The organism is Achromobacter pestifer, from assembly GCF_013267355.1.
GTDB lineage: Bacteria > Pseudomonadota > Gammaproteobacteria > Burkholderiales > Burkholderiaceae_B > Achromobacter > Achromobacter pestifer_A.
The window spans coordinates 427578-443602 of sequence record NZ_CP053985.1 but is presented as its reverse complement, the minus strand read 5'-3'; the positions used below and the strand labels follow the sequence as shown (position 1 = coordinate 443602).

General features: G+C 58.4%; 7 protein-coding genes, 3 rRNA genes and 1 pseudogene. 6 read left to right on the top strand and 5 right to left on the bottom strand.

Annotated elements, in window-relative coordinates; translation table 11 throughout:
- Positions 1-140: 140 nt before the first annotated feature.
- A complete protein-coding gene (locus FOC84_RS02440) occupies positions 141-1034 on the bottom strand; it encodes a LysR family transcriptional regulator (protein ID WP_173143026.1) in 894 nt (297 codons plus the stop codon).
- A 219-nt stretch (positions 1035-1253) separates the two neighbouring features.
- Between FOC84_RS02440 and FOC84_RS02435 the strand changes: the two genes are divergently transcribed.
- Positions 1254-1451: a hypothetical protein gene (locus FOC84_RS02435; RefSeq protein WP_254241897.1), complete on the top strand. Its 198-nt coding sequence runs from the start codon at positions 1254-1256 to the stop codon at positions 1449-1451.
- Here FOC84_RS02435 and FOC84_RS02430 read toward each other — a convergent pair.
- A complete protein-coding gene (locus tag FOC84_RS02430; RefSeq protein WP_173143025.1) occupies positions 1426-1953 on the bottom strand; it encodes a hypothetical protein in 528 nt (175 codons plus the stop codon). The genes FOC84_RS02435 and FOC84_RS02430 overlap by 26 nt on opposite strands.
- A 43-nt stretch (positions 1954-1996) precedes the next feature.
- On the opposite strand from FOC84_RS02430, the gene FOC84_RS02425 reads away from it, so the two are divergent.
- Both FOC84_RS02425 and FOC84_RS33335 read left to right on the top strand, forming a co-directional pair.
- The gene (locus FOC84_RS02425) at positions 1997-3373 is read left to right on the top strand and encodes an HK97 family phage prohead protease (protein WP_173143024.1); all 1377 of its coding nucleotides are present in this window, start codon (positions 1997-1999) and stop codon (positions 3371-3373) included.
- Positions 3370-4476, top strand: a pseudogene (locus tag FOC84_RS33335) (phage portal protein); the annotation flags it as partial. The gene FOC84_RS02425 and the pseudogene FOC84_RS33335, both read left to right, overlap by 4 nt.
- Positions 4477-4857: 381 nt before the next feature.
- On the opposite strand, the gene rng reads toward FOC84_RS33335, so the two are convergent.
- Complete coding sequence (rng, locus tag FOC84_RS02415) at positions 4858-6321, bottom strand: ribonuclease G (protein ID WP_173149924.1); 1464 nt, start codon at positions 6319-6321, stop codon at positions 4858-4860.
- Positions 6322-7166: 845 nt separating this feature from the next.
- Here rng and FOC84_RS02410 point away from each other — a divergent pair.
- The 3 genes from FOC84_RS02410 to rrf all read left to right on the top strand — a co-directional run bounded on the left by FOC84_RS02410 (position 7167) and on the right by rrf (position 12235).
- Positions 7167-8697: ribosomal RNA gene (locus FOC84_RS02410) — 16S ribosomal RNA — on the top strand.
- A 343-nt stretch (positions 8698-9040) separates the two neighbouring features.
- Positions 9041-11924 (top strand): 23S ribosomal RNA (locus FOC84_RS02405).
- A gap of 198 nt (positions 11925-12122) precedes the next feature.
- Positions 12123-12235, top strand: a 5S ribosomal RNA gene (gene rrf / locus FOC84_RS02400).
- Together the 16S, 23S and 5S rRNA genes form the textbook arrangement of a ribosomal RNA operon.
- A 168-nt stretch (positions 12236-12403) precedes the next feature.
- On the opposite strand, the gene FOC84_RS02395 is transcribed toward rrf, so the two are convergent.
- Together FOC84_RS02395 and FOC84_RS02390 are read right to left on the bottom strand one after the other, a co-directional pair.
- Entirely contained in the window at positions 12404-13813 is a 1410-nt protein-coding gene (locus FOC84_RS02395) for a sigma-54-dependent transcriptional regulator (protein ID WP_302053188.1), read from the bottom strand.
- Positions 13797-15770 carry a sensor histidine kinase gene (locus FOC84_RS02390; protein ID WP_254241895.1) on the bottom strand — a complete coding sequence of 658 codons (1974 nt, stop codon included), beginning with the start codon at positions 15768-15770 and terminating at the stop codon, positions 13797-13799. Before FOC84_RS02390 ends, FOC84_RS02395 begins: the two co-directional genes overlap by 17 nt.
- Between the last annotated feature and the right edge of the window lie 255 nt (positions 15771-16025).

Below are 16025 nucleotides of genomic sequence, written 5' to 3'. Positions count from 1 at the left end.
GGCGCCCGCAGCTTATCGGGTCGTCTTCCTTGCCGCCATCGCTTTCAGAATTGTTTGCAATCGAATCGTTAAGAAACACAATTCACACATAATGAAGTGAAATCGCGCAAGCTACCTGATACGCGTGCGCGCGCCATTCGCTATTCCTGGGTCGCGATTTCCCGCAGCGCCGCGGCAAGCAGCTCGGCGGAGCGCGACAGCGAACGGCCCGCGCGCCGCAGGATGCCGATGTGGCGGTATAGCGGCGGGTTATTGATCGAAACGCAGCGCAGGCGGTTGGTATCGCCTTCGCGGGCCGCCAATTCAGACAGAACGGCCACCCCAAGCCCCTGTGCCGCCATCGCCAGCACGGTCGAGTTGTAGACCACCTCATATGCCGCCGGCAGCGAGATTTTCAATTTGTCGGCCGCCGCCTCGATATGCGTGCGGATGCTGCTTTCCCGTACCGGCAATATCAGCGGATGCTCGGCCAGTTCCCTGAGCGTTACCGTATCCGGCGTGGCCCAGGGATAGTCATGGGCCATGTAGGCGCAAAAGCGGTCGGTCACCAACTGTTCCCAGACCAGTTCCTGGTCGCGCTTGATCGGGCTGCCGATGCCAAAGTCGACCTCGCCGCCGCGGGTCATATCGTTGACGCGCGAGGCCACCGTGTCCCGTACGCATACGGTAATCCGCGGGTAGTCGCGATTCAGCCGGTGGATCGCCTGCGGCAGCAGGCCGGCGGCCAGGGAGGGCAGGACGGCGACGGTCACGGTTCCCCGCTCCCGATCGCTGGTGTCGCGGGCCTGGGTCACCAAGTCCTCGATTTCAGCCACCAGTTTCTCGATCCGCGGATAAAGCTCCTGGCCGCGCGGCGTCAGGCTAACGCTGCGGTGGTTGCGGTCGAACAGCCGTGTGCGCAGATGGGACTCGAGCTGCTGGATCTGGATGGTCAAAGCCGACTGCGAAATATTCAGTTCATGAGCCGTCCTGGTGAAGTTGCCTAGACGCGCGATCGTGAGGAAGGCGCGCAACTGCTTGAGATCACTCAACATTATCGATACTCCGGTTCAAGGCGCGAGGGCTTGATGATCGATTTTTTTGAAAAGAACGTTCTGTTATTTGAATTTTACGAATCGCATGCCGCTGAGTATATTTCCTATCGAACGCCTGGCTCAAAAAGGCGGCGAATAAATAAATGAGACAAAGAGGGAGGGCTCCGCATGGCCGGGTATTGTGCCTCACATCAGAGGCTTCAAACGCTGCAGCGAATAATGGATTCAATAAATGCTGCGGCTGAAAAGTGCGCCGGACTGTTTCTTATAGGAATGGTCCTGGCTATTTCAATTTCTGTATTTGTACGGCTGCTTTACACCTATACCGGTATTCCGTTTTCCACGCCTTGGGCCGAAGAGTTGGGCCGCTTCATGATGGTCGGCAGCGTCTTCATCGGCGGCGCGGTCGCCACCTAGCCACCCAATCATCAAATTCATTAGCCCCCGCACTTTTAGGCGACGCATTGCACACCGCGTTTCTATCCTTGGGGCCAAGCCTACGTGCAACGTTCTGCAGAGCGTTGGACATGGCGGTGAGTGACCCTGAAGAAGCGATTGCGCGCAGCCGATCGGGGTCGATGCCGGTCAGCGTTACCGCGTCGCTGGCCTGGGGCGCGGCATAGAGATTCGCCGACATGCCGCCGTTGGAATTGTGGACCTCAAGCGCAAGACCAATCTTGGTGGCCCACGTCGTTACCTCCACAGCCCCCATTACGCCAAGTTCAGGATGGTCTACGCGCCGGCCGATTTGATGCGTAGCCAGCAGCCTTTGGATGTCGCCAGCATCACCCATATGAAACGCCACCGCCTCCCCGGCTACAGGGGCGCTTGCCAGGGCGGCGCGGGCTTCGCGTTGCAGGTGGTCGGCGAATTGCTGCGGCGTGGCCGTGCGGTTGTCTGATGTGGTCTGAGTAGTCATGGTGATCCTGTAAATCCCTTGCCTTGCGTCGCCTCGCCCTGCTTTGCCGCGCCCCGCCCTTCCCGGCCGGGCTCTGCCTAGCGTCACCGCCACGCTTCCGGTCATCGACGAGCCCGGCGCGCTGAAGGATCTGGTCGACATGGCGTGGCAGTCAGTGAAGGCCAAGCTTGTCCGCGGCGTCTCCATCGGATTCCGCGCCATCGAATACAGCTTTATCGAAAACGGAGGCGTTCGCTTCTCGGAAACGGAGATCTTCGAGCTGAGCCTCGTGACGATCCCCGCGAATGCTTCCGCCTCCATTCACAGCATCAAAAGTATCGACACCGCTCTGCGCGCCGCGTCTGGCATTGAAGCGCAAGGCGATGAAGAAGCAGGGCGTAAGCCCGAACCTCCCGGCGTCTCGGGAACCAAGAAACAGCCCGCCACTGGCGGGTTTTTTTATGCCCGAACGAAAGGGAAGAACACCATGAACGTGCAAGAACAGATCAAGGCGCTGGAAGACAAGCGCGCCGCGCTCACGAACGAGCGCACCACCATCCAGTCCAAGGCTGTCGACGAAGGTCGAACCAAGGACGCTCAGGAGCAGGAACGCTTCGCCGAGATCACCTCCGAAGTCGATGCTATCGACAAGGAGCTGGTCGACCTGCGTGTGATGGAAAAGGACCTGGCCGCCACGGCTAAGCCGGTCAAGGGCCAAACCGAGAAGGAAGCGTCCGACTCTCGCGGTACTCTGCCGGTCTCCGTCAAGGACACCACGAAGCTCGAAAAGGGCATCGAATTCGCCCGGTTCGCGATGTGCCAACTGGCCGCGAAGGGCAATCCCGAAATGGCCCTGAAGCTGGCCAAGAACCACTACCCGCAAAACGAGCGCGTGGTGAAGGCGCTGGAACTGCAGGCCAACGGCATGAACCTGGGCATGCTGATGAAGGCGACGGTTGAAGCCGGTACGACCCTGGACACGACGTGGGCCGGTCCCCTGGTGGATTACCAGAACTTCGCCGGCGATTTCGTCGAGTTTCTGCGTCCCCGCACCATCATCGGCCAGTTTGGTCAGGGTTCGGTTCCTTCGTTGAACCGCATTCCGTTCAACGTCCGCATCGGCGGCCAAACCACCGGTGGCAACGCTTACTGGGTTGGCGAAGGTGCGCCGAAGCCCCTGACGTCTTTCGACTTCACCGCCACCGAACTGCGCTGGAACAAGGTCGCCGCGATCAGCGTTCTGACGAACGAGCTGATTCGCTTCAGCAACGGGCGCGAACGCTTGATGTCGAAACGCGACGCCAACATCCTGCAGGCGCTTGGACACGGCACCTATATGACTCGCGACTTGGTGGCGGATCAAACTTCGTTTCCCGAGCAGGGCGCCGTAGTCGACAAACCTAAGCGAAAGTACACGCGCAAAGACACGACTAAGGAATGAAATTGGGCGTTCGATCGCTTTTGTCAAAGTGGCTTGCACCGGTGGACGGGCGAGGCAAGGGCGGTTGGTGGCCGTTCGTCCGTGAGCCTTATGGCGGGGCTTGGCAAAAGAATGACGAGTGGGCCGCTGAAGACCTGCTTTGTTCGCCGATTGTTTATGCGTGCGTAACTCTGATCGCAAATGACATCGGGAAGCTGCGTGCGCGACTGGTGGCTCGGGATTCGAACGGCATCTGGTCGGAAGTCGAGAGTAACTCGTCCTTCTGGTCGGTACTTCGCCATCCCAATCGGTATCAGAACCACATCCAGTTCAAGCAGTGGTGGATCATGTCGAAGCTTCGGCATGGGAACGCCTACGTCCTGAAGGAGCGTGACGCTCGAGGTTTGGTAACTCGGCTGTACGTATTGGACCCTTGTAGAGTGACGCCCCTGGTGTCGGATGACGGGTCTGTTTACTACCAGCTGAGCCAAGACAACCTAGCCGGCGTGCCCGAGGTCAGCGCGACAGTACCGGCAAGCGAGGTCATCCACGACCGGATGAATTGCCTGTACCACCCTCTAGTTGGCATTTCTCCCCTGTATGCCGCGGCAATCGCGGCAGGTATTGGCATCAAGATCCAGCGCAACACAGCGACGTTCTTCGGGAACAACGCCAATCCGGGCGGGATCCTCGTCGCTCCCGGCAACATTACTGCAGAAAATGCGGCAGCCATCAAGGCCGCATGGGAGACAGGCTACTCCGGCGCGAACGCTGGGAAGGTGGCGGTGTTGGGCGATGGGATGAAGTTTGAGCCGATGAGCCGAACAGCCACGGATTCCCAACTGATACAGATTCTGAATTGGTCAGACGAGCGGATCTGCTCGGTGTTTCATGTCCCGGGGTACAAGGTCGGCGTGGGCCAAGCCCCCAGCTACAACAACATCGAAGCGCTTGATAGAGGCTACTACTCTGGTTGCCTGCAGTCCCCCATTGAAGAGATGGAGGCGTGCCTTGACGACGGCCTTGGCTTGGACGGTTCCACGGAAGGTGTCGACCTGGATCTGGAAGGGCTCATGCGAATGGACACCAAGACCCAAATGGAAGCGTTGAAGATCGGCGTAGACGCGGCTTTGGTAGCTCCGAACGAAGGAAGGCGGAAAATCAACCTTCCACCGTTGGTTGGTGGAGACACGGTATACATGCAGCAGCAGGATTTCCCATTGGATCAGGTTCGATTGAACCGGATCGTGCCGGAGTCAGTTCCTCAAAGCCCCGAGGCTGGTGGACCTGCAGCGGCTACGAGCGGGTCGATCCAACAAGAAGCGTTGAACGGCGCGCAAGTTACAGCGCTTCAAGGGATTATCTTCGCCGTAGCGTCCGGTACCCACCTAGCTACCCATTTTGTGCGAGATGGGAGGATAGCTCGTGAGAAGCCCAGAAATAAAGCCGCGAGGATTTACGCGGCTTTCCGGGGGATTTTGATAAGTAGTGAGAAGCCGGGAACATCAGACAAGAATTATGTCGTACTGCTCTTGCGAGTACGCGCCTTCCACTTCCAGCGAAATGCGCTTGCCCACGAAGTCACCCAGCATCGCCAGATGCTGGCTTTCTTCTTCGAGGAACAGGTCGACTACCTCTTGCGAGGCGAGGACGCGGAATTCCTTGGGATTGAATTGCCGCGCCTCGCGCAGGATCTCGCGCAGGATTTCATAGCAGACGGTGCGCGGCGTGCGCACATTGCCGCGCGCCGCGCACATGGGGCAGGGCTCGCATAGCTGGTGCGCCAGCGAATCGCGGGTGCGCTTGCGCGTCATCTCCACCAGGCCCAGCTGCGTGAAGCCGTTGACCGTCATGCGGGTGCGGTCGCGCGACAGCGCCTTCTTCAGTTCGGCCAGCACCGTCTCGCGGTGCTCCTGTTCCTCCATGTCGATGAAGTCCAGGATCACGATGCCGCCCAGGTTGCGCAGGCGCAGTTGGCGCGCGATGGCCTGGGCCGCCTCCAGGTTGGTCTTGAAAATGGTGTCGTCGAAATTGCGGCCGCCCACGAAACCGCCGGTATTGACGTCGACCGTGGTCAGCGCCTCGGTTTGGTCGATGATGAGGTAGCCGCCCGATTTCAGATCCACCCGGCGCGACAGGGCCCGTGCAATCTCGTCGTCCACATTGGCGGTGTCGAACAGGGGGCGTTCCCCGCTGTAGTGCTGGATGCGGCCCACGACCGAGGGCGTATAGATGCGCGCCCATTCCAGCATGGCCGCGCTGGTCGTGCGGGAGTCCACGAGGATGGTGCCAGTGCTCGGCCCCACCATGTCGCGCAGCACGCGCTGCGCCAGGGTCAGATCCTGATGCAAGAGGGCGGGGGCGGGCTGGGTGCGGGCCGCCGCCTGGACGCTGGTCCAGAGTTTGCGCAGATACTCCAGGTCGGCCGTCAGCTCCTCGTCATTGGCGCCTTCCGCCTGCGTGCGGACGATGAAGCCGCCTTTTTCCTCAGCGGGCATCAAGGCCTGCAGGCGTTCGCGCAACTGGATGCGCTCGGATTCGTCGTCGATCTTCTGCGAAATGCCGATATGCGGGTCGTGCGGCAGGTAGACCAGCATCCGGCCCGCCATGCTGATCTGGGTCGAAAGTCGCGCACCCTTGGTGCCCAGGGGGTCCTTGACCACCTGGACCATGATGGTCTGTCCCTCGAACAGCAGCTTCTCGATCGGCGTGGGGGTGAGCCCCTGGCTTCTTTCGCCCCGGTTCTCACGCAGATCGGCGATATGGATGAAGGCCGCGCGCTCCAGTCCGATATCGATGAAGGCGCTCTGCATGCCAGGCAACACGCGCACCACCCGCCCCAGATAGATATTGCCGACGTGGCCTCGCTGGATGCTGCGTTCCACGTGCAGTTCCTGTACCGATCCTTGTTCCACCTGCGCAACGCGGGTTTCGAAGGGGGTGACATTGATCAGGATATCTTCGCTCAGGGCGATGGCTGGGGGCATAGCGTGTTCGTCTCCAGTAAGGTACCGCGTACAGGCGAATAGTAAACGTAGGGCAAGGCGGACGAGACAACTATCTATATAGGGCGACTGCGGGACTCACCACTATATGTAGTGGAGGGCCAGGCGTAGCTGCTGCATGGGTCCCCAGAACTGCCGTACCGCAACGCGCTCGGAAATCTGTGCTATAGTCTCGCTCCTTCGCAGTTCAGGCAGTTTCGAACCGCGAAGCCAAGCAAGCACAACAGGTCAGGCAAGAGCATTCGCGCCAGATCTGCCGCAAAGCTTCAGAAATGAACGCCGCGCGGTTATTGCAAGGATTGCAGCAAGTTAGGCAAAAGCCAGTTGCACAATCTGCAAAAATCGTGTTATAGTCTTGGACTTGGCAGTTGCCGAAAACTTAGGGTTAACCCTGATATTTCGATAGCTGCTAAAGAGGGCGGGCCTGAAGAGGTCGCAGGCAAGAAAGCGAAACGAAGATTGTGACGCCGACTTGACAAGCGATAAAAACTTCTTCATAATCTCGTTTCTCTGCTGCAAACAACGCGGCGTCAGCGAAAGCGGCGTAGCGAAGCGAGCAGGCAGTAAGTAGTACAGAATTTAGCAGTACCGCTCTTTAACAATTAAACAACCGATAAGTGTGGGCGCTTGATGCGAGTGCATAGTGACTTCGGTCACAAGCACAATGAAATCAAGTGCTCACTAGAAGTGAAGTACCTTAGACGTCAAGTTTAAGAACATACCTCACTTCCTTTGAGTAGCGACGTATGACCTGGTTTGGATTGGTGTAAATCAACCTGGACCAAGAATACGAAACAAATACAGAGATTAAACTGAAGAGTTTGATCCTGGCTCAGATTGAACGCTAGCGGGATGCCTTACACATGCAAGTCGAACGGCAGCACGGACTTCGGTCTGGTGGCGAGTGGCGAACGGGTGAGTAATGTATCGGAACGTGCCTAGTAGCGGGGGATAACTACGCGAAAGCGTAGCTAATACCGCATACGCCCTACGGGGGAAAGCAGGGGATCGCAAGACCTTGCACTATTAGAGCGGCCGATATCGGATTAGCTAGTTGGTGGGGTAACGGCTCACCAAGGCGACGATCCGTAGCTGGTTTGAGAGGACGACCAGCCACACTGGGACTGAGACACGGCCCAGACTCCTACGGGAGGCAGCAGTGGGGAATTTTGGACAATGGGGGAAACCCTGATCCAGCCATCCCGCGTGTGCGATGAAGGCCTTCGGGTTGTAAAGCACTTTTGGCAGGAAAGAAACGTCATGGGTTAATACCCTGTGAAACTGACGGTACCTGCAGAATAAGCACCGGCTAACTACGTGCCAGCAGCCGCGGTAATACGTAGGGTGCAAGCGTTAATCGGAATTACTGGGCGTAAAGCGTGCGCAGGCGGTTCGGAAAGAAAGATGTGAAATCCCAGAGCTCAACTTTGGAACTGCATTTTTAACTACCGGGCTAGAGTGTGTCAGAGGGAGGTGGAATTCCGCGTGTAGCAGTGAAATGCGTAGATATGCGGAGGAACACCGATGGCGAAGGCAGCCTCCTGGGATAACACTGACGCTCATGCACGAAAGCGTGGGGAGCAAACAGGATTAGATACCCTGGTAGTCCACGCCCTAAACGATGTCAACTAGCTGTTGGGGCCTTCGGGCCTTAGTAGCGCAGCTAACGCGTGAAGTTGACCGCCTGGGGAGTACGGTCGCAAGATTAAAACTCAAAGGAATTGACGGGGACCCGCACAAGCGGTGGATGATGTGGATTAATTCGATGCAACGCGAAAAACCTTACCTACCCTTGACATGTCTGGAATTCCGAAGAGATTTGGAAGTGCTCGCAAGAGAACCGGAACACAGGTGCTGCATGGCTGTCGTCAGCTCGTGTCGTGAGATGTTGGGTTAAGTCCCGCAACGAGCGCAACCCTTGTCATTAGTTGCTACGAAAGGGCACTCTAATGAGACTGCCGGTGACAAACCGGAGGAAGGTGGGGATGACGTCAAGTCCTCATGGCCCTTATGGGTAGGGCTTCACACGTCATACAATGGTCGGGACAGAGGGTCGCCAACCCGCGAGGGGGAGCCAATCCCAGAAACCCGATCGTAGTCCGGATCGCAGTCTGCAACTCGACTGCGTGAAGTCGGAATCGCTAGTAATCGCGGATCAGCATGTCGCGGTGAATACGTTCCCGGGTCTTGTACACACCGCCCGTCACACCATGGGAGTGGGTTTTACCAGAAGTAGTTAGCCTAACCGCAAGGGGGGCGATTACCACGGTAGGATTCATGACTGGGGTGAAGTCGTAACAAGGTAGCCGTATCGGAAGGTGCGGCTGGATCACCTCCTTTCAGAGCTTAAGTGCTCGTGTTAAGCGTCCACACTTATCGGTTGTTTGATGTAGCTGGCGTCAATATTCTTGATGCCGCGTAGAGGCTAACTCATAGCGCTGCTTGCAGTGTTATGAGTTGGGTTTTACTCAACAGCTATATTTGTTCTTTAACAATCTGGAAGAAGCACAACGAAATGTACTTATCAAGTACTCGGCGCAAGCCGATGAAGATAAGTACGGGTTGTGATTGCATTAATTTTGTTCCAAGTTCTCAAGACTGGGGTGAATAACCTCAGACTGCTTTGAAACTTATGAACGGCACAAACGCTAATACTCAGGTCCTATAGCCTACAGCGTTATAGGATCAAGCGACTAAGTGCATATGGTGGATGCCTTGGCGATCACAGGCGATGAAGGACGTAGTAGCCTGCGAAAAGCTACGGGGAGCTGGCAAACAAGCTTTGATCCGTAGATGTCCGAATGGGGAAACCCACTGCAGCAATGCAGTATCCCTGGCTGAATACATAGGCCAGTGGAAGCGAACCGGGTGAACTGAAACATCTCAGTAGCTCGAGGAAAAGAAATCAACCGAGATTCCGAAAGTAGTGGCGAGCGAAATCGGAAGAGCCTTTACGTTTTAGCACGCAAGATAGTCGAACGGAATGGAAAGTCCGGCCGTAGCAGGTGATAGCCCTGTAGGCGAAATCTTGTGTGTGGAACTAAGCGTAAGACAAGTAGGGCGGGACACGTGAAATCCTGTTTGAAGATGGGGGGACCATCCTCCAAGGCTAAATACTCGTGATCGACCGATAGTGAACCAGTACCGTGAGGGAAAGGCGAAAAGAACCCCGGAAGGGGAGTGAAATAGATCCTGAAACCGTATGCATACAAACAGTAGGAGCCTCCTTGTGGGGTGACTGCGTACCTTTTGTATAATGGGTCAGCGACTTACATTCAGTGGCAAGGTTAACCGAATAGGGAAGCCGTAGCGAAAGCGAGTCCGAATAGGGCGATTCAGTCGCTGGGTGTAGACCCGAAACCAGATGATCTATCCATGGCCAGGTTGAAGGCACGGTAACACGTGCTGGAGGACCGAACCCACTAATGTTGAAAAATTAGGGGATGAGCTGTGGATAGGGGTGAAAGGCTAAACAAATCTGGAAATAGCTGGTTCTCTCCGAAAACTATTTAGGTAGTGCCTCAAGTATTACTGCGGGGGTAGAGCACTGTTATAGCTAGGGGGTCATGGCGACTTACCAAACTATGGCAAACTCCGAATACCCGCAAGTACAGCTTGGGAGACAGAGCACCGGGTGCTAACGTCCGGACTCAAGAGGGAAACAACCCAGACCGCCAGCTAAGGTCCCGAATTATCGCTAAGTGGGAAACGAAGTGGGAAGGCATAGACAGTCAGGAGGTTGGCTTAGAAGCAGCCATCCTTTAAAGAAAGCGTAATAGCTCACTGATCGAGTCGTCCTGCGCGGAAGATGTAACGGGGCTAAGCGATAAACCGAAGCTGCGGGTGTGCACTTTTAGTGCACGCGGTAGGAGAGCGTTCTGTAAGCCTGCGAAGGTGGCTTGTAAAGGCTGCTGGAGGTATCAGAAGTGCGAATGCTGACATGAGTAGCGATAAAGGGGGTGAAAAGCCCCCTCGCCGTAAGTCCAAGGTTTCCTGCGCAACGTTCATCGGCGCAGGGTGAGTCGGCCCCTAAGGCGAGGCAGAGATGCGTAGCTGATGGGAAACTGGTTAATATTCCAGTACCGTCGTACAGTGCGATGGGGGGACGGATCGCGGAAGATCATCAGGGTGTTGGATGTCCCTGTTGCTGCATCGAAGATGGCGCTTAGGCAAATCCGGGCGCGTAAATCAAGGGTGTGGCACGAGTGAGCATTGCTCGCGAAGTGATTGGAAGTGGTTCCAAGAAAAGCCTCTAAGCTTCAGCTGTACGAGACCGTACCGCAAACCGACACAGGTGGACGGGATGAATATTCCAAGGCGCTTGAGAGAACTCAGGAGAAGGAACTCGGCAAATTGATACCGTAACTTCGGGAGAAGGTATACCCCGGTAGTGTGAAGCGCCTGCGCGCTTAGCATGATGGGGTCGCAGAGAATCGGTGGCTGCGACTGTTTATTAAAAACACAGCACTCTGCAAAGACGAAAGTCGACGTATAGGGTGTGACGCCTGCCCGGTGCCGGAAGGTTAAGTGATGGGGTGCAAGCTCTTGATCGAAGCCCCGGTAAACGGCGGCCGTAACTATAACGGTCCTAAGGTAGCGAAATTCCTTGTCGGGTAAGTTCCGACCTGCACGAATGGCGTAACGATGGCCACACTGTCTCCTCCTGAGACTCAGCGAAGTTGAAGTGTTTGTGATGATGCAATCTACCCGCGGCTAGACGGAAAGACCCCATGAACCTTTACTGTAGCTTTGCATTGATCTGTGAACCGGCCTGTGTAGGATAGGTGGGAGGCTTTGAAGCGTGGTCGCTAGATCACGTGGAGCCATCCTTGAAATACCACCCTGGTTTGTTTGCGGTTCTAACCTTGGTCCGTTATCCGGATCGGGGACAGTGCATGGTGGGCAGTTTGACTGGGGCGGTCTCCTCCCAAAGTGTAACGGAGGAGTTCGAAGGTACGCTAGGTACGGTCGGAAATCGTGCTGATAGTGCAATGGCATAAGCGTGCTTGACTGTGAGACTGACAAGTCGAACAGGTGCGAAAGCAGGACATAGTGATCCGGTGGTTCTGAATGGAAGGGCCATCGCTCAACGGATAAAAGGTACTCTGGGGATAACAGGCTGATACCGCCCAAGAGTTCATATCGACGGCGGTGTTTGGCACCTCGATGTCGGCTCATCTCATCCTGGGGCTGTAGCCGGTCCCAAGGGTATGGCTGTTCGCCATTTAAAGAGGTACGTGAGCTGGGTTTAAAACGTCGTGAGACAGTTTGGTCCCTATCTGCCGTGGGCGTTGGATACTTGACGGAGCCTGCTCCTAGTACGAGAGGACCGGAGTGGACGTACCTCTGGTGTACCGGTTGTCATGCCAATGGCATTGCCGGGTAGCTAAGTACGGAAGAGATAACCGCTGAAGGCATCTAAGCGGGAAACTCGTCTGAAGATTAGGTATCCCGGGGACTTGATCCCCCTAAAGAGTCGTTCAAGACCAGGACGTTGATAGGTCGGGTGTGGAAGCGCAGTAATGCGTTAAGCTAACCGATACTAATTGCTCGTGAGGCTTGATCCTATAACACTGATGGTTATGACCTGGTGATGTAGCGTTCCAAGTGTCGTTCAATACAAAATCTGGCTGCACCGTCGGCAGCCAGCCAACACCAATTACACCCCCCCGTGCGTGATCATCGAGTCTGACTCTGATCACCACGCGTTGTGTTTCTTCCAAGATTGGAGCCGTTGCCTAACCGCAGCCGCTCAACCAGTTACGCTTGACGACCATAGCGAGTTGGTCCCACTCCTTCCCATCCCGAACAGGACAGTGAAACGACTTTGCGCCGATGATAGTGGACGGACGTCTGTGAAAGTAGGTCATCGTCAAGCTTTTATTCCGCAGAACCCCACAGCTAACCGCTGTGGGGTTTTGTCTTTGTGGCGCCGCGCCGATAATGGTATTTACGCGGTCCGCATACCCCAATGAAAAACCCCTCGCAGGTAGATCCCGCGAGGGGTATTTGCTTTTGCGGGAGTCGTTCCCGCGCTTCCGGCTGCCTATCGCTGCGTGTATTGCTGGCGGTCGATGCCGTGGCGCTGCAGTTTGTCGTAGAAGGTCTTGCGTGGAATGCCTAGAGATTCAAGGGTGGCCTTGATGTCGCCCTGGTGGGTCTGGAGCGCGTCGCGGATCAGCTGGGCTTCGAAGCGTTCCATCCGTTCCGGCAGGCTTGAAACGGCGCCGGAGCTTGAGGCGGGTTCAGGGGCGGGCGTGTTCAGTACGCCAAGCACGACGCGTTCCGCGAAATGCGCAAGTTCACGCACGTTGCCGGGCCAGTCATGCGTCATGACATGCTGCTTGATGGATGCAGGCATCTCGGGAATGTCGCGCTGGAAGCGGCGCGAGGCGTGGCCGAGATAGTGGGCGAACAGCAGCGGGATGTCGTCGCGGCGCTCACGCAGTGGCGGAATCCGGATGGTGACCACATTGAGCCGGTAGAACAGGTCTTCGCGGAATTTGCCGCGTATGGCCGGGCTGCCCAGGTCTTCCTTGGTGGCGGCGACCACCCGCAAGTCCAGATTGCGCACTTCATTGCTGCCCAGGGGCGTGATCTGGCGCGACTCGAGCACGCGCAGCAGCTTGACCTGCACGGCCAGCGGCATGCTTTCGATTTCGTCCAGGAACAGGGTGCCGCCGCTGGCATGCTCGATGCGGCCGATGCGTTTTTTCTGGGCGCCGGTGAATGCGCCAGCTTCGTGGCCAAAGAGTTCGCTTTCGATGACGCTTTCCGGCAAGGCGCCGCAGTTGATCGCTACGAGCGCGCGGTGCCTGCGGCGGCTCAGGCGGTGCAGCGCGGTGGCCACGACCTCCTTGCCGGTGCCGGTTTCGCCTTCGACCAGCACGTCCACATCCGCATCCGCGATGTGGCGCAGCGTCTGCTTGATGCGCTGCATGGCGGGCGTGGTGCCGATGAAAGCAACCTCGTCCGCTTCGACCGCAAAGGCTGCTTCGCGCAGGCGGCGGTTTTCGAGCACCAGATGGCGTTTCTCCGCGGCGTGCATGATGGCGGTGATCAGTCTGTCGGAGGAATAGGGCTTGGCCAGGAAATCGTAGGCGCCATCGCGCATGCATTGCACCGCCGTGGCGATGTCGCCGTGTCCGGTGATGAGAATGACGGGGATGTCGGGATCGATTTCGCGCAGGCGCTGAAAGAGCTGCAAGCCGTCCATGTCGGGCATGCGGATGTCGCTTACCACCACGCCGTCGAAATCGCGGGTGAGTGCCGGCAGGGCCGTGCGCGCGCGGGCATGGGCATCCACCACGATGCCGTGGAGCTTGAGCGTCTGGGCATTGGCGCGCAGCAGTTCTTCGTCGTCGTCGATGAACAGCGCGCGCGGCATGAACGGCTGGCGCGGGCTGTGGTCGATGGAGCTGCTTGTGTTGGATGGGAGTTCAGGTGCGCGGGTCATGATGGAGATTCGTAGCGTTGCCCTGGCCGGGCGCCTTGCGCAAGGTCAGGATGAACATCGCGCCGTTGCCGGGAGCATGCGGAGCGGGAAGGGCGGGATCGGAAGGGCCGGCGGCGATCAGGTCGCCGCCGAATTCGGCGACGATGTCGCGGCATATGACGAGGCCTAGCCCCAGTCCTTCAGGCTTGGTGGTGTGGAACGGCGTGAACAGGTGCGCGCGGGTCTCGGGGGACAGGCCGGGGCCGTTGTCGCTGACGTAGATCCGAACCGTGGCGCCCAGATCCTGCAGGGCGACGATGATGCGGCCATCCGGCAGCCCCTCTAGGGCTTCCATGGCGTTCTGCAGCAGATTCACCAGTACCTGTTCCAGCCGCACGCGGTTGGCCTGCACGTGGTAGTTCTGGTCCTCGGGCGGGCGTTGCAGCACGATGCCCTGGCGCCGCGCGCGCGGCGCGACCAGCAGCAGCGCGCCTTCCAGGCAATCCTGCAGGCCGGTTGGTCCCACCGAGGCGCCGGCCTTGCGGGAAAAGGCGCGCAGTTCTCCGGTGATGTGGCCGATCCTGTCGGTCAAGGCGGCGATGGTGCCCAGGTTTTCCTGCGCCGAGCCGTCATCCCGCCGACGCAGGAACTCGGCCGCGTTGTCGGCGTAGGCGCGTATCGCGGCCACGGGCTGATTGATTTCGTGGGCCACGCCGGCGGCGACCTGGCCGAGCAGGGCGAGCTTGCTGGCCTGGACCAGTTCTTCCTGCATGGTGTGCAGGCGGGCGGCCGTGCGCTGGCGTTCGTCCATTTCATCGACCAGTTGTTCGTTCACCCGCAACAACTGAGCCGTGCGTTCGTCCACCAGCGAGGCCAGCTGTTCATGGATGGCGGCCTGCTGTTCGGCGCGTTCGCGATTGCGGTGGCGGCGAAAGAGCACGAGGCCGGCCAAGGCGGCCAGCGCGCTCTGCGCCAGCAATGCGCCCAGTTGCGCGTTGGCCGTGGCCTGGTTGATCGCCGTCTGCACGGGCGACAGCAGATGCAGGGTCCAGCCGGGCGATTCGACGATGGGCAGCGTGGTGTGCAGCAAAGGGGCGCCGGCGGGGATTTGCGGCAGCGTCGCTTCCGAGCGCACCAGTTGGCCGCTGCTGACAGGCTGCAGTTGGGGCTGGAGCGGCAGGGGCTGGAAGAGCGCATCGCCGAACTGCAGGCTGGTGCGCAGCGTGCGCGCCAGGGTGGGCGCGAGCGGCGCCAGCACGTCGAAGCGCCAGTCGGAGATGCTGCCCAATAACACCACGCCGTGCTCGTCGGTGACGAAGATGGGCGCATTGGACTGGCGCCAGTCGGCCTCCAGGTCACGGAAGTCCACTTTCAGGACCACGACGCCCAGCATGGCGCCGTTGGCGTCGTCCACGCGCCGCGACAGGTATAGCCCGGCTTCATGGCTGATGGTGCCCAGGGCGAAATGCTCTGCCGAGCCGCGGGCGACTGCGCCCTTGAAGTAAGGCCGGAACTGATAATCGACGCCGACGAAGGTAGCGGGTTCACGCCAATTGCTGGCGGCGATCGCCAGGCCTTTCTTGTCCAGCACATAGATTGCGGACGCACCCACGCCGCGGCTGAGCGTGTCGAGCTTTTCGTCCAGGGACTCGATCTGCCGGGCCGAACGGTCCAGCAAGGCGGCCCGCACGTCGACGTCGCGCGTCAGGACGAAGGGCAGCGCACGGAATTTGTCCAGGTTGTTGCGCAGCAGGGCGGCATTGATCTGCGCCGCGCCGCGCGCCTGCGCCGCCGCGTTCTTCAGGGCGCCGTCGCGCGCCCAGAGCGTAGCGGCATGCAGTACGCCGAAGACGACGGCGATGCCCAGCAGTATGGCGGCCGCGCGCCAGGGCCAGGGCCACGCAGGCCGGCGGCGGGCTGGCCGGTGTGTCCGGTCCGGAACGGCGCCAGGGTTACGGGGTGAGGTTCGGGTTGACATGGTTTGTGCGGTTTTTCGCACATTTTATATCGCTTCTGTGTGAAATTTCGCCAGGTTGTTGATCCCTAGGCTCCTTTCCAGAGGAAATAGTTATTTCCAATCAATGACTTGGAAGCGCCGGGCGCAGTCCTTGGCCTTGGCACGGGTCTTGCATAGAGGAATCCAAGCCCCGCTGTATCGAACGCAGGGTGAAATCGGCCCGCGCTGACAGGCACGGGTCAAAAAACAGATAACGCCCCGTCGCCCGCGCTGAAT